Raw genomic sequence first — 19,043 nt, 5'->3', positions numbered from 1 at the left:
CCCGGCCAGAAAGGCTGGATGGGGTTCCGTCCCCGGGATGCGGGAACGGTTGCGACGGGCGAGGGCGGCACGCCGGCGCGAGCGGAGCCGCCGGCCGCCTGTGCGCGTGCGGCAGCGAACCCGTGCGGCCCGATGGGCACTTGCTCAGCGCGACGGCGTGAACGCGACGCCATGAAACACCCGCACCGGATTGCCGCGTTCCAGCGCGAAATGCTGCATGCGCCGCTGCTGGCGCGCGTGCCCGGCCTGCTGGTCGGCCTGTTGCTGCAGGCGCGCGTGCAGCAGCTGCAGCGCCAGCCGCTTGTTCGCATGCTGGCTGCGTTCGCTTTCGACCCGCACCGACGTGCCGGTCGCGACATGGGTCGCCCGGATCGCGCTGCTGGTCTTGTTGACGTGCTGGCCGCCGGGACCGCGCGCGCGCATCGCTTCGAACCTCACTTCGCCGGCCGGCAACGGCGGCGCGTCGGCGCAGCGGGTCACGCCGACGAACCAGTTCTTGCGCGGATGACGCAAGCGGTAAGGGCTGGCGCAGATCCATTGCAGCGTGCCGGCCCAGCGATCGGCGAGCGCCGCGGCGCCGTCTCCGTCGAGATCCAGCAGCGCGGAGCGCACGGTGCCCGGGCGATCGCCCGGTTGCAGATCGAGCACCGCCAATGCGACGCGGCTCGCATCGGCTTCGACCTGCAGGCGCTGCAGCGCCTTCGCCGCGGCGAGCTGGCACTCAACCGGCCCGTGTGCGGAAGAAATCTGGAGCATCATCAGCAGCACGCTCCCGACGTCTTGTAGGTCAACACGGGCGCGAGCCGCGCCAGCTTGCGCAGCAACCCCGCCGCTTCGAGCGCGTCGACGACGCTGTCGATCGGCTTGTACGCCTGCGGCGCTTCTTCATACAACAGCTCGCGGTTCTCGCAGACGACGTGGCTGCCGAGCCGCGTGCGGGTCAGCTGCCACGGCGCGAAGCGCCGTTCGAGCCGGCCCCGGCAGTCGCCGCGCGACCACTTGCGCCCGGCGCCGTGCGCGAGCGATGCAAGGCTCGCCGCGTCGTCGCGCGGCAACGGCTCGACGAGATAGCTGTAGTCGCCGCGCGAGCCGGGGATCACGACCGGCCCCGCGTCGGCGGGCGTCGCGCCCTTGCGATGCAGCCAGCCCGGCACGCCGTCGACGGCGGCGCGGCCGACCAGGTTGTGGTTGACGTCGAGGATGCGCCGGCCGCCGCTGCGCCAGCGCGCGAGCATGCGGCGCGCGATCAGCTCGCGGTTGGCCACCGCGTAGCGCAGCGCCTCGTCGTGACGCTGCAGGTAGGCCGCGCAATCGGCATGCGTGTCGTCGAGGCCGTTGTAGCCGTGCGCGTCCATGTGCCGTTCGAGGATCGACTGGCCGAAGCCGCGCGAGCCGCTGTGCACGAGCAGCTGCAAGCGGTTGCGTTCGAGGCCGAGCGCGTGCACGGCGTCCTCGTCGTATACGTGGTCGAGCTTCTGCAGCTCGGCGAAGTGATTGCCGCTGCCGATCGTGCCGAGCGACGCGGCGAACGCATGGCCGGCCAGGCCCGCGTCGGCGATCGACGACTGCCAGCTGTCGTCGAGGCGCGCGTCGATCGAGCCGAGCTGGACGACGAGCCGCACCGCGCTGGCGCGCCGCGCGTCGAGCGCGGTTTGCCAGAGCGCCATGCCGCAGCCGATGTCGCCGCCGATCAGCGCCGGATACAGGCAGCCGGTGGAGAAGAACGCCGCGCCGACCGGATAGCCGCGCCCCGGGTGGAGATCCGGCATGCCGGCGACACGCCGCATGCCCGGAAGGGTGGCAGCCAGTTTCAGCTGCCGGATCGCTTCACCTTCGATCCAGGTTTCGGCGGACGCGTACAGGGTGACGCCGTCCGCCAGGTCTTGCCGGGAATTGCCCATGGAAAATTCCGTTCGATGAGAAAAAGGAACGGCGGGCCATGGCACGGGCAGCGCGTGCGAATGCACTGCCTGACATCGAATGTCGGGGAGAACGGCAGCGCGAATGGATCAGGACGACCCGCGGCATCGCCGGAACGACGATGCAGTCAGCTGCGATGCGTGAACGATGAAACGAACGGACGCGATGAACCCGGACTACGACCCGCGACGGGAGAAGGGCAGGCTTGCAATCATCTTGGTTTCTCCTTGCGGTGAGTGGGTGGATGGAATGGCCGCGACTCTAGCATGCGGTGAAAGGAAGCCGCAAGAGTCCGCTGTTCGCGTGTCGTCATCGCGCAGCATGAGCGGAGGTGAAATGAAACGTCCTGTATCGGCGCGCGGCATCGATACATGGCGATACAACGCGATGTTCCGGGTGGGCTATAACACAGCCACCACCTGGAAACGGAGCGTCACATGTCACAAGCCGCGCTGTACAAGGGGTCCTGCCATTGCGGGGCCGTCAAGTTCGAAGTCCGCACCGCCATCACGCCGGCGGCGCGCTGCAACTGCAGCCTGTGCCGCCGCCGGGGCGCGCTGATGAGCCCGATGTTCGACGGCAAGGAACTGACGATCCTCGAAGGGCAGGACGCACTGACGGTCTATCAGTTCAACACGCGCGTCGCGAAGCACTACTTCTGCAAGCACTGCGGCATCTATCCGTTTCATCAGACGCGCAGGGATCCGGCGTGCTGGCGCGTCAATCTCGGTTGTCTCGACGGGGTCGACCCGTACGCGCTCGATGCGACCGTGTCGGACGGCGCGAGCCTGTCCGTGGTGGAGGGCGCATGAAGCGCCTGCTTGCCGTCCTGCTGTTCGTCGCAGGCGGATTCGCGACCGAACTCGCGCATCCGGTCCAGTGTTCGCTGATCGCGGAACAGCGGCTGCGGCTCCTCAAGAGAACGAGCCGCCCCGACAACGCGCCCCGCTGATCGCCGCTCCCCGCGCTGTCGCGCACCCGCCGGCCGCGACTCACATCGCGCGCCGGCAATCCCTATTGCTTCCGATAAGATCGCACGCGATATATAATGCCGACATTCGCGCGCGCGATCTTTGCCAAGGAGGCAACTGATGAAATCGACCGAGACGGATCCCCGCACAGCGCCGAAGCTGTCGGACTTCCTGTGTTTTGCCGTTTACTCGGCGAATCTCGCCTTCGGCAAGGCTTACAAGCCGATCCTCGAAGAGCTGGGCCTCACGTACACGCAATACATCACGATCATTGCGCTGTGGGAAGAGGACAACCAGACGGTCGGCAGCCTTGGCGACAAGCTGTTCCTCGAATCCAATACGCTGACGCCGATCCTGAAGAAGCTCGAGGCGATGGGCTACCTGCAGCGGCAGCGCGATCCGGCCGACGAACGCCAGGTGCTCGTCAGCCTGACGAAGGCCGGCCGGCGCCTGCGCGAGAAGGGGCTCAACATGGATCTGGTCGAGGCGACCGGGCTGAAGCCCGACGAGTTCGCGAAGATGCAGAAGGGGATCGCGACGCTGCGCAACAACCTGATTCGCGCGACCGAGGCGCAGGAACAGGCGTGACGGGAGGCCGGCGCCAGCCGGCATTCCGCACGTTCGCCATCCCTTTCACCAAAGACAAATAGCGCATGCGATTACATCGCATACGCTATTTTTATCGAAATTCATCAGCGACAGCGCCGTGACATCAGCGGCCGCTCCACGCGTTCAATGCCCGAAGTAGATCGAACGATCGGCGGTGAGGATCACGCGCTTGCCGCCCGACTGCGCGGCCGCCTCGCCTTCGGCGCCATACCCGGCGGCCGACGTGTCGCCTGCCACCGCGTCGCTCGCGTGAATGCGCTTGAGCGCCGCCTGCAGATCTTCCGGATAGTGCGGATCGTTCGCGCGGCCCGGCTGGTAGCCGGCGCGCTGGAGCTGGCGCAGCTCGGCGCGCACCTGGGCGCGGGTCACGGTCTGCGCTTCGTCGCTGGCGAACGCAGATGCGGTGAAGGAAGCCGAAACGGCGACGAGCAGGGTGGCAATCAGCGGGTTCTTCATGGTGTACCTCGACAGGAAACGTTGTGACGATCAGGGCGTCGACTGCCGGGCCCGGCGGGCCGCGCGCGTCGACTCATTGATTCGGGTGCTCAGACGATATTGATCGTGACGTCGATGTTGCCGCGCGTCGCCTTCGAATACGGGCAGGTCTGGTGCGCGGCATCGACGATGCGCTGCGCGACGTCGCGCTCGAGGCCCGGCAGGCTGACGTTCAGGCGCGCCTGCAGGAAGTACGCGTTGCCGCCCATGCCCAGATCCACTTCGGCGTCGACCGCAAGGTCCGCCGGCAGTGCGACCTTCGACGCGCGCGCCGCGAGCTGCATCGCGCCGATGAAACAGGCCGACCAGCCGGCGGCGAACAACTGCTCGGGGTTGGTGCCGGTGCCGGCGCTGCCGGGCGACGAAAGCTGCAGGTCGAGACGGCCATCGGAACTGCGGACCGCGCCATCGCGGCCGCCCGACGACGTGTGCGTCTTGCCGGTGTACAGGACTTTTTCGATCTTGCTCATGGTGACTCCTTCGTGGGTCGTTTCGGGTATTGGCTTATGCGATTCGATCGCATGCGATGCATTCTCGGGGAGGCGCCTCACAATGTCAAGCGGTTTCGATTAAATCGCGCGCGATTTATTGTGCGGGATCCGGAACCCATTCGAATCCGGATCGCCGTCCGCCGCCGGGCAGGGGGCATCCCGGCGGCATTCACGCCGGCCGCAGCTCGGCGATCACCACCAGTGCGACGGACGCATCGGCGGGCAACTGGCGGTGCGAGAACGCCGAGCGCGCATGGCCGGCCTTGTCGCCCAGCACGGCCGCAAACAGGTCCGACGCGCCGTCGATCACCGCCGGCTGGCCATGAAACCCGTCGGCGGAGCTCACATGCCCCTCGACGCGCACGATGTGATGCAGCCGGTCGAATCCGCCGAGGTGCCGGTCGATTTGCGCGAGCACGTTCAGCGCGGCCAGCCGGGCCGCCTGCCTGCCTTCGTCGACGGTCCGCTGTTCGCCGACCCGCCCGGTGAACACCATCCAGCCGCCGGCAAGCGGCACCTGCCCGGAAATGAACAGCAGGTTGCCGGCTTCGCTGACCGCCGTATAGCTGCCCAGCGGTTGCGGCGGCTCGGGCAGGCTGAGGCCGAGCGCGGCGAGTTTCTGTTCGACGGTCATGTCGTTCTCCTTTCCGTGGAATCGCGAGCGCGATCGCGTGAAGCGGCTGCTGCACGTCCGCGCGCATTGCAGTCAATGTAGCCACGCGTGCGCGGGCGGTAAATGTCATCGGCGCAAATGACTGCGGACGCGATGTAACGAATGCGGCGGCCGCGCCGCCGCGCTGGTTTCGCGCACGATAATCGTGCACACTCGTTCATCCGATTCGTTCATCCGATCGGGCGTGGCCGCCCTCGTCGCCCACCGCCCGCAACGCACCGGAAGCCGCAGGAAAACACGCATGCAACGCAAATTCGACGACCTGCTGCTCGGCAGCATCGAGCTGTTCTGCCTCGCGGCGGAACTCGGCAGCTTCACGCAGGCGGCGACGGCCGCGAGCGTCACGCCGGCGGCGGTGAGCCGGTCGGTTGCGCGGCTCGAGGAGCGGCTCGGCGTGCGGCTCTTCGTGCGCACGACGCGGCAGATCCGCCTGACCGACGCGGGGCGGCGCTACTTCGAGCAGTGCCGCCAGGCGCTGTCGCAGCTCGTCGACGCGGAACGCGAGGCGACGGGCCAGCAGGCCACGCCCGCCGGCGTGCTGCGGATCAGCATGCCGACGCCGTACGGGCACTATCGGGTGCTGCCGCTGCTGCCGGCGTTTCGCGAGCGCTATCCGGACGTGCAAGTCGACGTGCACCTGAGCAACCGGAACATCGACTTCGCGGAAGAAGGATTCGATCTCGCGATTCGCGGCCGCGCGCCCGCCGATTCGAGCCTGATCGCACGCAAGCTGGAAGACGCGGAACTCGTCGCGGTCGCGACGCCCGCTTACCTGAAGCGCGCGGGCGTTCCGACGTCCGTCGACGACCTGCACGCGCACGAATGCATCCAGTTCGAATTGCCGAGCAGCGGGCGCCATATCCCGTGGCTGTTTCATCACGCGTCCGGCGAGGAACGCGACGTCGCGACGGCGGGCGGCTACGGCACCTCCGGCGACGTGCTCGCCGGCGTGACGCTCGCGCGCCACGGCGCGGGGCTGTTCCAGACCTACCGCTTCATCGTCGAGCAGGATCTTCGCGAAGGCCGGCTCGTCGAGGTGCTGGCCGCGCAGGGCGGCCGTTCGCGGCCGTTTCTCCTGATCTATCCGCACGGACGCTACCTGGCGTCGCGCGTGCGCGTGTTCGTCGACTATCTCGTCGAGCAGCTGGCGCACGCGCCGAAAAAGCGGACGCGCTAGACGTCGCGCCGCGGCACACTCAGTGCCCCGCGCTCTGGCCGCCGTCGACGTGCAGTATCTCGCCGGTCACGAACGGCGCGGCATCGAGGTAGAGGATCGCGTCGACGATATCGCTCATCTCGCCCATGCGGCCGACCGGATGCAGCGACGCGAGCGTTTCATGCGTATCGGCCGCGTGCATCGGCGACTTGATGATGCCCGGCGACACCGCGTTGACGCGTATGCCGGCCTTCGCATACTCGATCGCGAGCGATCGCGTCGCCGCGTTCAGGCCGCCCTTCGTCAACGACGCGAGCACCGACGGCACGTTGCTGTTCGCGTGGTCGACGAGGCTCGTCGTGATGCTGACCACGTGGCCGCCGCCGGCTTTCAGCATCGCGCCGATCGCGCGCTGCGTGACATGGAAGAAGCCGTCCAGGTTCACGCGGTTGACCGCCGCATAGTCTTCCGGCGTGTACTGCGTGAACGGCTTCGCGATGAAGATGCCGGCGTTGTTGACGAGCGTGTCGACCCGGCCGAAGCGCTCGATCGCGGTATCGACCACGCGTCGCGCGGTGTCCGCGTCGCCGATGTCGCCCGCGACGGTGACGAGGTCCGGATCGTGCGAAGGCGCGATCGAACGGGACGTGGCGACGACGCGATGGCCGCGTGCGCGGAACGCCTTGACGGTTTCCGCGCCGATGCCTTGCGACGCGCCGGTAACGATGATGACTCTGGATGCGCTCATGATGTGCCTCGAAGTGCGATGGGGTTTCGGCTTCAGTGCCGACCGGATCGACGGATCCGATGGATACGGACTGTAGGCGCATCCGCGCCGGCTTCGAACACCCGCCATGGAGCAACAGTCTTGCGTCGCGGTAACAAATGACGGCGGAGCAGGCGTGACTGTCGGCGGGGCGGAAAGGGGAAACTGCGGGATGGGGATGTCGTGACGGGCGAAGCGGGCTCCGGTGCACGCATGACACCGAAGCCCGCCCATGGCGGCCACTCAGCCGCGCGTCAGCGCACCGTCGCGGCCGATTGCCCGAACAGGATCTTGCGCGACGCCTCGTCGACGGTCGGCGCCACGTTGATTTCCTGCGCGCGCGCATACGCACGGACCGTCCCCGGGCGGGCGCCGGTGCGTTCGAACCAGCGCGCCAGGTGCGGGAAATCCTCGAGACGCTGGCGTTGGCGCGCGTGCGGCACGATCCACGGATAACAGGCCATGTCGGCGATCGAGTAGTCGCCCGCGATGTAGTCGCGGCCGTCCGCCAGATGCTTGTCGAGCACGCCGTACAGCCGCGACGTCTCGTTCACGTAGCGATCGATCGCATACGGCAGCGGCTCCGGCGCGTACTGCGCGAAATGGTGGTTCTGCCCGGCCATCGGCCCGAGCCCGGCCATCTGCCAGAACAGCCATTGCAGCGCGAGATGGCGGCCGCGCAGGTCCTGCGGAATGAAGTGCCCGGTCTTGTCGGCGAGATACAGCAGGATCGCGCCCGATTCGAAGATCGACAGCGGTTCGCCGCCGTCGGCCGGGGCCGGGTCGACGAGCGCCGGAATCCGGTTGTTCGGCGCAATGCGCAGGAATTCAGGCTCGAACTGCGCGCCGCGGCCGATGTTCACCGGGACGATCCGGTACGGCAGCCCGGTCTCCTCCAGGAACATCGTGATCTTGTGACCGTTGGGCGTCGTCCAGTAGTAGAGATCGAGCATGTCACGCTCCCGCCGTGGCGCCGGCCTCGAGCCGGGCGTTCTGCGGGAACATCGCGCGGCGGGCGGCGGCGTCCATCTCGGTCTTGAACGCGTGGCGCGCCGCCAGCGCCTCGGCGCGCTGCGCGGCGGGCCGGGCGTTGATTTCGTCGACCAGGCGCTTCACGTTCGGCAGCTGCTCCCACGCGCCTTCGCCGAGCACGAACGGGATCGCGCGCGCCCAGCCCCAGACGGCCATGTCGACCAGCGTGTACGTGCCGCCGAGCATGTAGCGCGACGCCGCGAGACGCGCGTCGACGATGCGCCAGTGACGCCACGCCTCGAAGTCGTAGCGGTTGACCGCGTAGGCCTTCGGTTCCGGCGCGAAATGCTTGAAGTGCACCGCTTGCCCCGCATACGGGCCGATGCCGGTCGCGACGAACATCAGCCACGACAGCATCTCGCCGCGCGCGGCCGGCGTGTTCGCGGGGAGAAAGCGGCCGCTCTTTTCCGCGAGATACAGCAGGATCGCGTTGCTGTCGAACACCGTCGCGTCGCCGTCGACGATCGCCGGCGTCTTCGCGTTCGGGTTGATCGCCGTGAAGGCGTCCGCGTGCTGTTCGCCCTTGCGCGTATCGACCGGCACCAGTTCGTACGGCAACCCGCTTTCCTCGAGGAACAGGGCGACTTTGGCGGGATTCGGGGAAGGGTGGTAGTAGAACTGGATCATGAGCATGCCTCGGTGATTGAAACAGGGTTGAATCGGCGTTGAGCCGAGGTGCTCCAATCTACCGGAACGAACGGGACGACAAGTTACAATAAGTCCGCAAAAATCTACCAATCGTCCCATGCCCGATCGACTCTCCAACCTCATCAGCCGCTTCGACCTGCAGGCCCGCGTATTTCCCGACGGTGGCATCGGCGATGCGGGCGGCACCGACGGCGCCGGCCACCTGCACCTGTTGCGCGCCGGGCGGATCGTCGTGACCGGCGGCGCGATCGGGCGCCGCGAGTTCGACGGGCCGAGCGTGCTGTTCCTGCCGCGGCCGCATGCGTGCCGGGTCGATACGGGCGCGCGCGAACCGGCCGATCTCGTGTCCGCGAGCATCGCGTTCGGCTCGCGCGACGAGAATCCGCTGCTGCGCAACCTGCCGGATCTGCTGGCCGCGCCGCTGACCTGTGTGCCGTCGCTCGACGCGGTCCAGCAGCTGCTGTTCGCCGAAGCGCTCGAACCGGCGTGCGGCCACGATGCGGTGACCAACCGGCTCGTCGAGGTGCTGATGGTGCAGTTGCTGCGGTATGCGATGCAGCGCCAGCTCGTCGACACCGGCTCGCTCGCGGGCCTGTCGGATCAACGGCTCGGCAAGGTGCTCACGGCCGTCCATTCGGACCCGTCGCACGGCTGGACGCTCGAGGAGATGGCCGGCACGGCGGGCATGTCCCGCTCGCGGTTCGCCGCGCATTTCGCGGATGTCGTCGGCGTGCCGCCTGGCGAATACCTGCTGCAATGGCGGATCGGGCTCGCGAAGGCGCTGCTGCGCCGTGGCCGGCCGGTCAAGCAGATCGCGGCGGAAGTCGGCTACGGCAGCGCCAGCGCGCTGGCGCGCGCCTTCGCGCAGGGCGTCGGGGTAACGCCGACGCAATGGCTCGCGCAGCAGCGCGGGTAGGCGAGCGATTCGCGGTTGTCAATCGTGCGGCGAGCAGGCCGGCGCGTTTTGCCGGTCATCAGTTTTGCCACGCAATGCAGCCGTTAAGATAAGAAAACTTATCCTGACTTCAACGCGCAAATGCAAACCGGCCCGTCCGGAATTCGCGCTCCGCGACACCGTTCCGGCGCCGCTGTCATAATCGCCGCTCCCGTCGGCAGCGGTTGCTGCGCGGGCAGTCGAGAGCGAGGGATCATGTCCGACATCGCTCCCGACGAAACCCGCCTCGCGGCCGAAATTGAGCGCCTGAAGGCCGACTTCCCGAAAACCCGCGAGCTGTACCGCGAAGCCTGCGCGCTGCTGTTCTTCCGGTTCGGCATCACGCCGACCGCCAACCGGCTGTATCAACGGCGTGCGCTCGAGGCGGACATCGAGCGGCTGCAAACGGACAACACGGAAGGCAATCGCGCGCTGGCGCTGGCGCGCGCGGATTTCACCGCGCAACTCGACCGCTTGCGCGACGACGCAAACCGGGCCGAGGAGCGGTTGCGCGCGTCGGAGAAACGGGCGCTTCAGGAGATCGATCGCGAACGCACGGCCGCGGCGCGATTGCAGAAGGAACTCGACGCGATGGCGGCGCGCGCCGAAAAGCGCGATGCACAACATCGCGGCGACGTCGCCGCGTTGCAGGCGCAACTGGGCGACTCGCTGCATTCAGGGGCAGCTCGACGGAGCGAGCGCGGCCAGCGCCGCGTACGGGAACGAACTCGACACGCTGCGGCGTGAAATGGCGGCGCTTGCGGCGCCTCGCCGGGCGCCGGCACGTCCGGCGAAGGCGGCGGCTTCGGCGCAGGCCGTCAGGAAGCGGCGCGCGGCATAGCCGCCGCCCGGTGCGTCGAGCGAATGACGGAGGCCCGACTGGCCTGATTCGACGATCCGACGGCGAAGCATGTTTCGCGGTTGTCGGTCGAACCTGTCGCCGGATCGAATCGATGGCGACGAGCAACGCGACGGGCGCCAGCGGCCCGGGCGCCCATCATCCGTTCGGATATTCCTGCTTGATCAACGCGAGCCGCAGCAAGCCGAGCCGCGTAGCCACGATGCCGAGCAGATAGAGATCGCGTCTGCGCTGCACCGGCTGCTGTGCCGACGCGTCGTAGGCGGACGGCAGCGATACGCCCGCGGGCACCGCAGCCTGCATGCCTGCCGCATTCGACATCTGCACGGCGATCGATGCCTGGTCCTGATGCGTGACGATGCCGACTTTGCCGAGCGCCGCGGCCGCGCCGGCCTGCTTGACGATCGCAGCGGCCACGCCGTCGGGCGTCGGCACGACGTTGCCGGCGCTGGCCGGCGCGGCGGGCAGCGGGACCGACGTCACGCTTGCCGACAACCCGTACTTCGACGCGAGCACGCTGGCCACTTCCTGTTGCGCGACGATCGGCGCCGCGACTTTCCGGCGCAGCTGGAACACGGCATCGGCGGTCGCCTCGTTCACGGGGCCCGGCACCGGCGCGCTGCCGGAGGCCGCCGCGCGGTTGCCGAAGCTGTACGCGACGATCGTGTCGATCTGGCCGGCGTCGACCGTCGGCGGCGTCCATGCGAAGAACGTATCGAGCAGGTAGCCGGTCTCGTCGGCGGCTACCGCGGCATCGTTCAGTTCGGCCGTCAGCTTGCCGGCCATCTGGCGCTGCAGCTCGGCATCGGTGGCGGGAACATCGGCAGCGAAGCCGGGCGTGGCGGCGCACAGGCCGGCGAGCGCGGGCACGGATGCAAGGAAATGGCGGCGATTTTTCATGTGCGTCGAATGCATGAGGACGGTTGGCACGGTCAACCTTTCGGAAAGGCGTGGGCCGTCGCGACGATCGACCGGGTGGCCATCTGCGACAGCATGTCGTGGACGAGGTAGAGGCTTCGGTTGCGCGTCCAGGGCTGGCCGGATTGCGGGTCGTAGGCGACCGGCAGCGGCACGTCGGCCGCCGCGTACGCCTTCATGCCCGCTTGCTGCGACGTCTGGATGCAGCGCTTCGCGTGGTCGCGGTGGCCGACCACGGCAACGTTGCCCATCGCGGCGGCGCCGCCCGCCCGTGACACGGCGGCGGCGGCCACGCCGGCCGTGCTGAGATACACGATCGTGCCGTCGCTGGCGATCACGGGTTCGATCGACGTCAGCACGTCGGCGCCCATGCCGTACTTCGACGCGAGGAAGCGCGCAATCTCCCATTGCGCATACACCTTCACCGGCTTGAGTGCGTAGATCCGGTGGACGGCATCGGCGAGCGCTTCGTTGACGGGCCCCGGGTCAGGCAGCGCGGCCTGGTTGCCGCCCGTGCTCGACGTGTTGCCGCTCGCCGCGTTCGGGCGATTGCCGAAGCTGTACGCGACGATCGCACCGACCTGACCGGCCGGAATCGTCGGCAGGCTCCACGTGAAGCCGACGTCCAGCAGCGCCGGCAGCATGGCGTCGACGGTGGCCGGATCGCCGAGCTGGGCATTGAGCCTGGCGACGATCTGTGCCTGCAGTTCGGCGTCGTTCACCGGGCGGGACGAGATGTCGTCGCCGCCGCATGCGCTCAATATGGATGTCGCGGCGAGCGTCGATCCCGCCGCCAGCATGCTTCTGCGCGACAGGTTGGGTGAATGCGTTTTCATGAGATGAGAATGGAAGATCATCAGCCTGTGGATTGATGACGCGGGATCGTAGTCGGCGTGCATTAAAACCCGGTGAAATTCACCGACTGCATCTACGCGATGCTGCGCTGTTTCGTCGACGGGGAAGCCGGACCGTGAAGCCTGTATTTGAACGGCATCGGGCAGCGGTCGTGCTCAGGCAGGGCGATGGCAGTCCTGATTATTCGATCGGCAGCCGGAGCAGGTCACACGGCATGCCCTCGGCGCGCGCATGCCGGCGCGCGGGCGCGATACGGCCCCGCTGACGGAATCGGGTAAAGTGCGACTCAAAATACCGGCTGAACATTACTAGACGACCGGTCTAATCGTTGCTACCATACGCCACATCATGAATGCATCTTCAGGCGCGGAAGTCCGCCAGCACATCCTGAACATCGCGAAGCCGATCATGCTCCACAAGGGGTTTTCGGCGGTCGGTCTGAACGAGATTCTCGCCGCGGCGGGCATCCCGAAGGGCTCGTTCTACCATTACTTCGGCTCGAAGGAGGCGTTCGGGGAAGCGCTGCTCGAATCGTATTTCGACGGCTATCTCGAGCATCTCGACAATCTGCTGCTCCGCCAGTGCGGCACGGGCGCCGAGCGCCTGATGAGCTACTGGACCAACTGGCAGCTCACGCAGTGCAACGACGATCCGCAGGGCAAGTGCCTCGCGGTGAAGCTCGGCGCCGAGGTGTCCGATCTGTCCGAGGCGATGCGCTCGGTCCTGCGGCGCGGCACCGCCGCGATCATCGAGCGGCTCGCGGCCGGCATCGAAGCGGGGCTGGCCGACGGTTCGCTGCATGGGATCGACGATTCGCGCCAGACCGCCGCGGTGCTGTACGAGCTGTGGCTCGGGGCGACGCTGCTGGAGAAGATCCACCGCGACCGCAAGGCCATCGAAAACGCGATGGCTGCGACGCTGCGGATGCTGAACCTGCCGGCCGCCGCCGGCGAGCACGGAGCCCAGGAGTAAGCGAGGCGCGCACATGCGCGCCTTATTTTATGTCCCGATATTAGACGACTGGTCTACTTATCATGAGCCGGCGCGCTGGCCATCCGATACCGGGTGCCGGCGGCCAGGTTGCCGATTTCCTTTCCTGACCGGATCGTGCGATCGCACGCATCCTTATTGACGGAGGTTCACATGTCGCAAAGCAAGACCGAAAACCGCAGGATCGTCCTGAACGCGCGCCCGGCGGGTGCACCCACGCCGAACGATTTCCGCGCCGAAACGGGCGCGGTGCCGGCGCCGGGGCCGGGCCAGGTGCTGCTGCGCACGGTCTGGCTGTCGCTCGACCCGTACATGCGCGGCCGGATGAGCGACGCGCCGTCCTATGCGCCGCCGGTGGAACTGGGCGACGTGATGGTCGGCGGCACGGTCAGCCGCGTCGTTGCGTCGAGCCTGCCGGCGTTTCGCGAAGGCGATCTCGTCGTCGCGTCGGGCGGCTGGCAGGACTACGCGCTGTCGGACGGCAGCGACCTGATTCCGCTCGGCCGCGATTTCGCGCACCCGTCATACGCGCTCGGCGTGCTCGGCATGCCGGGCTTCACCGCGTACACGGGCCTGCTCGAGATCGGCGAGCCGAAGGCCGGCGAGACGGTGGTCGTCGCGGCGGCGAGCGGCGCGGTCGGCGCGGTGGTCGGGCAGATCGCGAAGCTGAAGGGCTGCCGCGTGGTCGGCATCGCCGGCGGCGCGGACAAGGTCGCCTATGTGACCGGCACGCTCGGCTTCGACGCGTGCATCGACCACCGCGACCCCGGCTTCGCGAGCCAACTCGCGGCCGCGTGCCCGAACGGCATCGACGTCTATTTCGAGAACGTCGGCGGGGCGGTGTTCGACGCGGTGCTGCCGCTGCTGAACATCGGCGCGCGCGTGCCGGTGTGCGGGCTGATCGCGCATTACAACGACACCGCGCTGCCGGCCGGCCCGGACCGCCTGCCGCTGCTGACGTCGATCCTGCTGCGCAAGCGCATCCGGATGCAGGGCTTCATCATCCTCGATCACTATGCGCAGGGTTACGCCACGTTCCTGAAGGAAATGGGCGAGTGGGTCGCGCAAGGCAAGGTGAAGGCGCGCGAGGACGTCGTCGACGGCCTGTCCGGCGCGCCGGATGCGCTGATCGGGCTGCTCGCCGGCAAGAACTTCGGCAAGGTCGTCGTGCGCGTCGGTCCCGACGAACTGGCCTGAACCATCATTGGATGGCGCGCGCGGCGCGCCATCGCTCATCCCGATATCCCGATTCGCCCAAGGAAACATCATGTCCGTCTACGTATTCGCCACCCTGATCCCGAAACCCGAGCACGTCGCGACGGTCGAGGCCGAACTGCGGCACCTCGTTGCCGCGACCCGCACCGAGCCCGGCAACCGCCGCTACGACCTGTTCCGCGAGGCCGACGGCACGCCCGGCTTCCATGTGTTCGAGATTTACGACGATGAGCAGGCGCTGGAGGCGCATCGCGCAAGCGCGCACTATGTCGCGTATCGTGCCAAGGCCGGCGAATGGCTCGCGCAGCCGCCGGTCGTCAAGGTGCTGACGGCCGTCGACACGGCCCCGCAGTAACCCGCAGCAACCCGCCCGCGCGAGACAAGCGCGGCGTATCGCGAATCCCGGCGCGCGTCGCGCGCGCCGTCCCCCCACCAGCCAGCCCCGGAGGCTGAATGATCACACTGAACATCAACGGCGCGGACCACGCGGTGGACGCGCCCGCCGACATGCCGCTCCTCTGGGCGCTGCGCGACCTCGTCGGCCTGACCGGCACCAAGTTCGGCTGCGGCATCGCGCAGTGCGGCGCGTGCACCGTGCATCTCGACGGTGTCGCGGCGCGCTCGTGCGTGCTGCCGGTCGCGGCGGTCGCCGGCCGCAAGATCACGACGATCGAGGCGGTCGGCGCGACGCCGGCGGGCCGGAAGGTCCAGCAGGCATGGCGCGAGCTGGACGTGGTGCAGTGCGGCTATTGCCAGTCGGGGCAGGTGATGGCGGCCACCGCGCTGATCGCGGCGAATCCGCACCCGAACGACGCCGACATCGACGCGGCCATGGCGGGCAACATCTGCCGCTGCGGCACCTACAACCGGGTACGCGCGGCGATCAAGCAGGCCGCGAAGGAGGCCTGACATGTCGCGCGGATTGATCCAGGCAGGCCAGGCCGGCGCGGGCGTGTCGCGCCGCAGGTTCCTCAAGTTCGGCATGTCGCTCGGCGCGGCGGCGGGCGGCGGCCTGCTGCTCGGCTTCAGCGTGCCGGCGGCGGGCGGCGATGCGCGGCGCTCGGTGATCGGCGGCGATGCCGATGAAACCCCGCGCGCCGGCGTGTTCGCGCCGAACGCGTTCGTGCAGATCGATCGCAACGGGCAGGTCACGCTCGTGATGCCGAAGGTCGAGATGGGGCAAGGCGTCTATACGTCGTTGCCGATGCTGATCGCCGAGGAGCTCGAGGTGCCGCTGTCGAACGTGACGCTCGACCATGCGCCGCCGAACGAGAAGCTGTTTGCCGATCCGCTGCTCGGCGGCCAGCTCACCGGCGGCTCGACGTCGATCCGTTACGCGTGGGAGCCGATGCGCCGCGCGGGCGCGACCGCGCGCACGCTGCTCGTCGGCGCGGCGGCGAAGCAGTGGAACGTCGATCCGGCGGCCTGCCGCGCGGAAAACGGCGAAGTGCTGCATCCGCCGAGCGGGCGCCGCGCGTCGTACGGCCAGCTCGCGAATGCCGCGGCGAAGCTGCCGGTGCCGAAGGACGTCGCGCTGAAGAAGCCGGCCGATTTCAAGCTGGTCGGCAAGCCGGTCAAGCGCCTCGATTCGCCCGAGAAAGTCGACGGCACCGCGCAGTTCGGGCTCGACGTGCGGCTGCCCGGCATGCTGTACGCGGTGATCGTCAACAGTCCGGTGTTCGGCGGCACGGTCGCGAGCATCGACGATACGGCCGCGAAGCGGATCGGCGGCGTGCGCCAGGTCGTGCGCGCGGACAACGCGGTCGCGGTGGTCGGCGATCACACGTGGGCGGCCAAGCGCGGCGCGTCGGCGCTGGTCGTGAAGTGGAACGAAGGCGCGGGCGCGAAGGTGTCGACCAAGGACATCGCCGCGGATCACGCACGCGCGGCGGATAGCGCCAAGGGCGCGGTCGCGCGCAAGGACGGCGACGTCGACAAGGCGTTCGCGAATGCGAAAACGCGCGTCGATGCGGTGTACGAGCAGCCGCTGCTCGCGCACGCGACGATGGAGCCGGTCAACTGCACGGTGCACGTGCGGCCCGACGGCTGCGAGATCTGGCTCGGCACCCAGGTGCCGACGCGCGCGCTCGACGCGGTGCAGCGCATCACGGGTTTCCCGCGCGAGAAGATCGTCGTGAACAACCACCTGCTCGGCGGCGGCTTCGGCCGCCGGCTCGAAGTCGACATGGTCGAGCAGGCGGTGAAGATCGCGAAGCAGGTCAACGCGCCCGTCAAGGTGATCTGGACGCGCGAGGAAGACATCCAGCACGACATGTACCGGCCGTACTACTACGACCGGATCTCGGCCGGGCTCGACGCGAACGGCAAGCCGGTGGCGTGGCGGCACCGGATCGTCGGCTCGTCGATCCTCGCGCGCTTCGCGCCGCCGGCCGTCAAGGACGGCGTCGATCCGGACGCGGTCGAGGTGTCCGCCGAACTGCCGTACGACCTGCCGAACCAGCTCGTCGACTACGTGCGGCAGGAGCCTCGCCACGTGCCGACCGCGTTCTGGCGCGGCGTCGGGCCGACGCGCGGCACGTTCGTCGTCGAAAGCTTCATCGACGAGCTGGCCGCGCAGACCAAGACCGACCCCGTGCAGTACCGCCGTGCGCTGCTCGGCAAGACGCCGCGTGCGCGCAACGTGCTCGACGTGGCGACGAAGGCGGCCGGCTGGGGCGCGCCGCTGCCGAAGGGGCAGGGGCGCGGCGTGTCGGTGATGCATGCGTTCGGCAGCTTCTTCTCGATCGTCGTCGACGTCGCGGTGGACGGCGGCGACGTGCAGGTCAAGCGCGTCGTATGCGCGGTCGACTGCGGGATGGCCGTCAACCCGGACACGATCGAGGCGCAGGTGCAGGGCGGCATCATCTTCGGGATCACGGGCGCGCTGTACGGCGAGATCACGATCGAGAACGGCCGCGTGGCGCAGAGCAACTTCACCGACTACCGGATGCTGCGGATCGACGAAACGCCGCCGATCGACGTGCATATCGTGAAGAGCGCGGAAGCGCCGGGCGGGATCGGCGAACCGGGCACGGCCGCGACCGCGGCCGCGCTGTCGAACGCGATCTTCGCGGCGACCGGCAAGCGCCTGCGCAAGCTGCCGGTCGGCAACCAGCTCAAAACCGCCTGACATCGAGGTTACGGATGATTCGAAACATGACTCTGGCGCGCGCCGCGCAGGCGCTCGGCGCGGCCGCCGCCGTCACGCTGGCGGCCGGCACGGCCGCGCAGGCCGCCGCGCCCGACGCGGCGCTCGTCGCGCGCGGCGCGTATCTCGCGAAGGCCGGCGATTGCGTCGCGTGCCACACGGCGCCGCGCGGCACGCCGTTCGCGGGCGGCCTGAAGATGGACACGCCGATGGGCGCGATCTACACGACCAACATCACGCCCGACCCGGATACCGGCATCGGCCGCTACACGGAAGGCGACTTCGCGCGTGCGCTGCGCGCGGGCGTCGCGCAGGACGGCCACAACCTGTACCCGGCGATGCCGTATCCGTCGTACGCGAAGCTGAAGGACGACGACGTGAAGGCGCTGTACGCGTATTTCATGCACGGCGTCGAGCCGGTGAAGCAGCCGAATCGCGCGTCCGACATTCCGTGGCCGCTGAACATGCGCTGGCCGCTGAAGCTGTGGAACGCGGTGTTCCTCGATACGACGGCCTACGTGGACAAACCCGGCAAGGATGCGGCGTGGAATCGCGGCGCGTACCTCGTGCAGGGGCTCGGGCACTGCGGGTCGTGCCACACGCCGCGCGGCGTCGGCTTCCAGGAGAAGGCGCTCGACGAGGGCGGCGCGGCGTTCCTGTCCGGCGCGCCGATCGACAACTGGTTCGCGTCGAACCTGACCGGCGAGCACAACACGGGGCTCGGCCGCTGGAGCGAGGCCGACATCGCGCAGTTCCTGAAGACGGGCGCGAACCGGCATGCAACGGCGTTCGGCTCGATGGTGAGCGTGATCAATCACAGCACGCAGGCGCTCACCGACGACGACCTGACGGCGATGTCCCGCTATCTGAAGTCGCTGCCGGCGGCGGGCGGCACGGGCGCGCCGCCTTACCGCGACGATCCGAAGGCGACGCAGGCGGTGCTGCTGCGGCCGGCGAACGACCCGGGCGCGAAGGTGTACACCGCGTACTGCATGCACTGCCACGGCACGGACGGCAAGGCGTTCGCGCCGCTGCTCGCGCCGCTCGCGGGCAATCCGAACGTGCTGGAGCACGACGCGACGTCGCTGATCAACGTGACGCTGAACGGCAGCGAGACGCTGGTGATCGGCGGCGTGCCGTCCGCGTACCCGATGCCGGCGTTCGCGAACCAGCTGAACGACCGGCAGATCGCCGACGTGCTGACGTTCATGCGCGCCGGCTGGAACAACGGCGCGCCGGCCGTGCAGGCGGAGGCGGTCGCGAAGCTGCGCCGGGCGACCCAGGCGGCGCGCTGAGCGCGGCCGCGGGTCGCGCATGAAAGTCGAAAGGCGGGTATGCTGCCTGCCGACGAGGCTGCCGCGGC

The 19,043-nt window shown here is 68.5% G+C and carries 21 protein-coding genes and 1 pseudogene; 12 read left to right on the top strand and 10 right to left on the bottom strand.

The features are described 5' to 3' along the window. Positions 1-144: 144 nt before the first annotated feature. Together prfH and HWY45_RS09420 are read right to left on the bottom strand one after the other, a co-directional pair. Positions 145-759, bottom strand: coding sequence for a peptide chain release factor H (gene prfH, locus HWY45_RS09425; RefSeq protein ID WP_081059907.1), 615 nt, complete (start codon positions 757-759; stop codon positions 145-147). Continuing rightward, positions 759-1,901, bottom strand: a complete 1,143-nt coding sequence (locus HWY45_RS09420; RefSeq protein ID WP_059885938.1) for an RNA ligase RtcB family protein — start codon at positions 1,899-1,901, stop codon at positions 759-761. Before HWY45_RS09420 ends, prfH begins: the two co-directional genes overlap by 1 nt. A 456-nt stretch (positions 1,902-2,357) precedes the next feature. Between HWY45_RS09420 and HWY45_RS09415 the strand changes: the two genes are divergently transcribed. From HWY45_RS09415 to HWY45_RS09405, 3 genes are all read left to right on the top strand, one after another. Beyond that, entirely contained in the window at positions 2,358-2,732 is a 375-nt protein-coding gene (locus HWY45_RS09415; protein ID WP_059885936.1) for a GFA family protein, read from the top strand. Beyond that, positions 2,729-2,872 carry a hypothetical protein gene (locus tag HWY45_RS09410; RefSeq protein WP_170304057.1) on the top strand — a complete coding sequence of 48 codons (144 nt, stop codon included), beginning with the start codon at positions 2,729-2,731 and terminating at the stop codon, positions 2,870-2,872. Before HWY45_RS09415 ends, HWY45_RS09410 begins: the two co-directional genes overlap by 4 nt. 139 nt (positions 2,873-3,011) lie before the next feature. After that, a complete protein-coding gene (locus tag HWY45_RS09405; protein WP_059806741.1) occupies positions 3,012-3,479 on the top strand; it encodes a MarR family winged helix-turn-helix transcriptional regulator in 468 nt (155 codons plus the stop codon). Positions 3,480-3,623: 144 nt separating this feature from the next. Here the strand turns inward: HWY45_RS09405 and HWY45_RS09400 are convergent, their stop codons facing one another. The 3 genes from HWY45_RS09400 to HWY45_RS09390 form a co-directional block, all read right to left on the bottom strand. Continuing rightward, positions 3,624-3,956: a DUF4148 domain-containing protein gene (locus HWY45_RS09400; RefSeq protein ID WP_059885934.1), complete on the bottom strand. Its 333-nt coding sequence runs from the start codon at positions 3,954-3,956 to the stop codon at positions 3,624-3,626. Between the two features lie 89 nt (positions 3,957-4,045). After that, the gene (locus tag HWY45_RS09395; RefSeq protein WP_059560927.1) at positions 4,046-4,465 is read right to left on the bottom strand and encodes an organic hydroperoxide resistance protein; all 420 of its coding nucleotides are present in this window, start codon (positions 4,463-4,465) and stop codon (positions 4,046-4,048) included. 190 nt (positions 4,466-4,655) lie between these two features. Continuing rightward, positions 4,656-5,120: a RidA family protein gene (locus HWY45_RS09390; protein ID WP_059885932.1), complete on the bottom strand. Its 465-nt coding sequence runs from the start codon at positions 5,118-5,120 to the stop codon at positions 4,656-4,658. A gap of 280 nt (positions 5,121-5,400) precedes the next feature. Between HWY45_RS09390 and HWY45_RS09385 the strand changes: the two genes are divergently transcribed. Then, positions 5,401-6,336, top strand: coding sequence for a LysR family transcriptional regulator (locus HWY45_RS09385; protein WP_059885930.1), 936 nt, complete (start codon positions 5,401-5,403; stop codon positions 6,334-6,336). Positions 6,337-6,355: 19 nt separating this feature from the next. Here HWY45_RS09385 and HWY45_RS09380 read toward each other — a convergent pair whose 3' ends face one another. The 3 genes from HWY45_RS09380 to HWY45_RS09370 form a co-directional block, all read right to left on the bottom strand. After that, a complete protein-coding gene (locus HWY45_RS09380) occupies positions 6,356-7,063 on the bottom strand; it encodes an SDR family NAD(P)-dependent oxidoreductase (protein ID WP_059885928.1) in 708 nt (235 codons plus the stop codon). A gap of 272 nt (positions 7,064-7,335) precedes the next feature. Beyond that, positions 7,336-8,034, bottom strand: coding sequence for a glutathione S-transferase N-terminal domain-containing protein (locus HWY45_RS09375; protein ID WP_059885926.1), 699 nt, complete (start codon positions 8,032-8,034; stop codon positions 7,336-7,338). 1 nt (position 8,035) lies between these two features. Continuing rightward, positions 8,036-8,740, bottom strand: a complete 705-nt coding sequence (locus HWY45_RS09370) for a glutathione S-transferase family protein (RefSeq protein WP_059886208.1) — start codon at positions 8,738-8,740, stop codon at positions 8,036-8,038. Between the two features lie 118 nt (positions 8,741-8,858). Between HWY45_RS09370 and HWY45_RS09365 the strand changes: the two genes are divergently transcribed. Together HWY45_RS09365 and HWY45_RS09360 are read left to right on the top strand one after the other, a co-directional pair. Further along, a complete protein-coding gene (locus HWY45_RS09365) occupies positions 8,859-9,677 on the top strand; it encodes a helix-turn-helix transcriptional regulator (RefSeq protein WP_059560803.1) in 819 nt (272 codons plus the stop codon). Positions 9,678-9,911: 234 nt separating this feature from the next. After that, positions 9,912-10,536, top strand: a pseudogene (locus tag HWY45_RS09360) (hypothetical protein). 156 nt (positions 10,537-10,692) lie between these two features. Here the strand turns inward: HWY45_RS09360 and HWY45_RS09355 are convergent. Further along, positions 10,693-11,454, bottom strand: a complete 762-nt coding sequence (locus tag HWY45_RS09355) for a hypothetical protein (RefSeq protein WP_059886206.1) — start codon at positions 11,452-11,454, stop codon at positions 10,693-10,695. 32 nt (positions 11,455-11,486) lie between these two features. Then, positions 11,487-12,308 (bottom strand): hypothetical protein, encoded by an 822-nt coding sequence (locus HWY45_RS09350; protein WP_059885924.1) that lies wholly within the window; start codon positions 12,306-12,308, stop codon positions 11,487-11,489. A gap of 367 nt (positions 12,309-12,675) precedes the next feature. Between HWY45_RS09350 and HWY45_RS09345 the strand changes: the two genes are divergently transcribed. The 6 genes from HWY45_RS09345 to HWY45_RS09320 all read left to right on the top strand — a co-directional run bounded on the left by HWY45_RS09345 (position 12,676) and on the right by HWY45_RS09320 (position 18,975). Continuing rightward, positions 12,676-13,299: a TetR/AcrR family transcriptional regulator gene (locus HWY45_RS09345; RefSeq protein WP_059885923.1), complete on the top strand. Its 624-nt coding sequence runs from the start codon at positions 12,676-12,678 to the stop codon at positions 13,297-13,299. Between the two features lie 171 nt (positions 13,300-13,470). Further along, on the top strand, positions 13,471-14,514 hold the full coding sequence (locus HWY45_RS09340) for an NADP-dependent oxidoreductase (RefSeq protein WP_059885920.1): 1,044 nt from the start codon (positions 13,471-13,473) through the stop codon (positions 14,512-14,514). A 70-nt stretch (positions 14,515-14,584) separates the two neighbouring features. Continuing rightward, the gene (locus HWY45_RS09335) at positions 14,585-14,887 is read left to right on the top strand and encodes a putative quinol monooxygenase (RefSeq protein ID WP_059885918.1); all 303 of its coding nucleotides are present in this window, start codon (positions 14,585-14,587) and stop codon (positions 14,885-14,887) included. A gap of 98 nt (positions 14,888-14,985) precedes the next feature. Then, the gene (locus HWY45_RS09330; protein WP_059805275.1) at positions 14,986-15,441 is read left to right on the top strand and encodes a (2Fe-2S)-binding protein; all 456 of its coding nucleotides are present in this window, start codon (positions 14,986-14,988) and stop codon (positions 15,439-15,441) included. 1 nt (position 15,442) lies between these two features. Then, the gene (locus HWY45_RS09325) at positions 15,443-17,662 is read left to right on the top strand and encodes a xanthine dehydrogenase family protein molybdopterin-binding subunit (protein ID WP_059885916.1); all 2,220 of its coding nucleotides are present in this window, start codon (positions 15,443-15,445) and stop codon (positions 17,660-17,662) included. A 26-nt stretch (positions 17,663-17,688) separates the two neighbouring features. After that, on the top strand, positions 17,689-18,975 hold the full coding sequence (locus tag HWY45_RS09320; RefSeq protein WP_230947006.1) for a c-type cytochrome: 1,287 nt from the start codon (positions 17,689-17,691) through the stop codon (positions 18,973-18,975). The last annotated feature ends 68 nt before the right edge of the window (positions 18,976-19,043 follow it).

It is taken from the genome of Burkholderia stagnalis, assembly GCF_902830275.1.
In the GTDB taxonomy this organism is placed as follows: domain Bacteria; phylum Pseudomonadota; class Gammaproteobacteria; order Burkholderiales; family Burkholderiaceae; genus Burkholderia; species Burkholderia stagnalis.
Note: the sequence above shows the minus strand (reverse complement) of the source record. Positions and strands in the feature narration are given on the sequence as shown.

Bases quoted from the DNA above. Each gene is read 5' to 3' on its own strand.
- HWY45_RS09330 (WP_059805275.1), top strand. From the start codon at position 14,986: ATGATCACACTGAACATCAACGGCGCGGACCACGCGGTGGACGCGCCC.
- HWY45_RS09390 (WP_059885932.1), bottom strand. From the start codon at position 5,120: ATGACCGTCGAACAGAAACTCGCCGCGCTCGGCCTCAGCCTGCCCGAG.
- HWY45_RS09340 (WP_059885920.1), top strand. From the start codon at position 13,471: ATGTCGCAAAGCAAGACCGAAAACCGCAGGATCGTCCTGAACGCGCGC.
- HWY45_RS09345 (WP_059885923.1), top strand. From the start codon at position 12,676: ATGAATGCATCTTCAGGCGCGGAAGTCCGCCAGCACATCCTGAACATC.
- HWY45_RS09320 (WP_230947006.1), top strand. From the start codon at position 17,689: ATGACTCTGGCGCGCGCCGCGCAGGCGCTCGGCGCGGCCGCCGCCGTC.
- HWY45_RS09370 (WP_059886208.1), bottom strand. From the start codon at position 8,740: ATGATCCAGTTCTACTACCACCCTTCCCCGAATCCCGCCAAAGTCGCC.
- HWY45_RS09350 (WP_059885924.1), bottom strand. From the start codon at position 12,308: ATGAAAACGCATTCACCCAACCTGTCGCGCAGAAGCATGCTGGCGGCG.
- prfH (WP_081059907.1), bottom strand. From the start codon at position 759: ATGATGCTCCAGATTTCTTCCGCACACGGGCCGGTTGAGTGCCAGCTC.
- HWY45_RS09325 (WP_059885916.1), top strand. From the start codon at position 15,443: ATGTCGCGCGGATTGATCCAGGCAGGCCAGGCCGGCGCGGGCGTGTCG.
- HWY45_RS09410 (WP_170304057.1), top strand. From the start codon at position 2,729: ATGAAGCGCCTGCTTGCCGTCCTGCTGTTCGTCGCAGGCGGATTCGCG.
- HWY45_RS09415 (WP_059885936.1), top strand. From the start codon at position 2,358: ATGTCACAAGCCGCGCTGTACAAGGGGTCCTGCCATTGCGGGGCCGTC.
- HWY45_RS09395 (WP_059560927.1), bottom strand. From the start codon at position 4,465: ATGAGCAAGATCGAAAAAGTCCTGTACACCGGCAAGACGCACACGTCG.
- HWY45_RS09420 (WP_059885938.1), bottom strand. From the start codon at position 1,901: ATGGGCAATTCCCGGCAAGACCTGGCGGACGGCGTCACCCTGTACGCG.
- HWY45_RS09335 (WP_059885918.1), top strand. From the start codon at position 14,585: ATGTCCGTCTACGTATTCGCCACCCTGATCCCGAAACCCGAGCACGTC.
- HWY45_RS09380 (WP_059885928.1), bottom strand. From the start codon at position 7,063: ATGAGCGCATCCAGAGTCATCATCGTTACCGGCGCGTCGCAAGGCATC.
- HWY45_RS09400 (WP_059885934.1), bottom strand. From the start codon at position 3,956: ATGAAGAACCCGCTGATTGCCACCCTGCTCGTCGCCGTTTCGGCTTCC.
- HWY45_RS09375 (WP_059885926.1), bottom strand. From the start codon at position 8,034: ATGCTCGATCTCTACTACTGGACGACGCCCAACGGTCACAAGATCACG.
- HWY45_RS09355 (WP_059886206.1), bottom strand. From the start codon at position 11,454: ATGAAAAATCGCCGCCATTTCCTTGCATCCGTGCCCGCGCTCGCCGGC.
- HWY45_RS09385 (WP_059885930.1), top strand. From the start codon at position 5,401: ATGCAACGCAAATTCGACGACCTGCTGCTCGGCAGCATCGAGCTGTTC.
- HWY45_RS09405 (WP_059806741.1), top strand. From the start codon at position 3,012: ATGAAATCGACCGAGACGGATCCCCGCACAGCGCCGAAGCTGTCGGAC.
- HWY45_RS09365 (WP_059560803.1), top strand. From the start codon at position 8,859: ATGCCCGATCGACTCTCCAACCTCATCAGCCGCTTCGACCTGCAGGCC.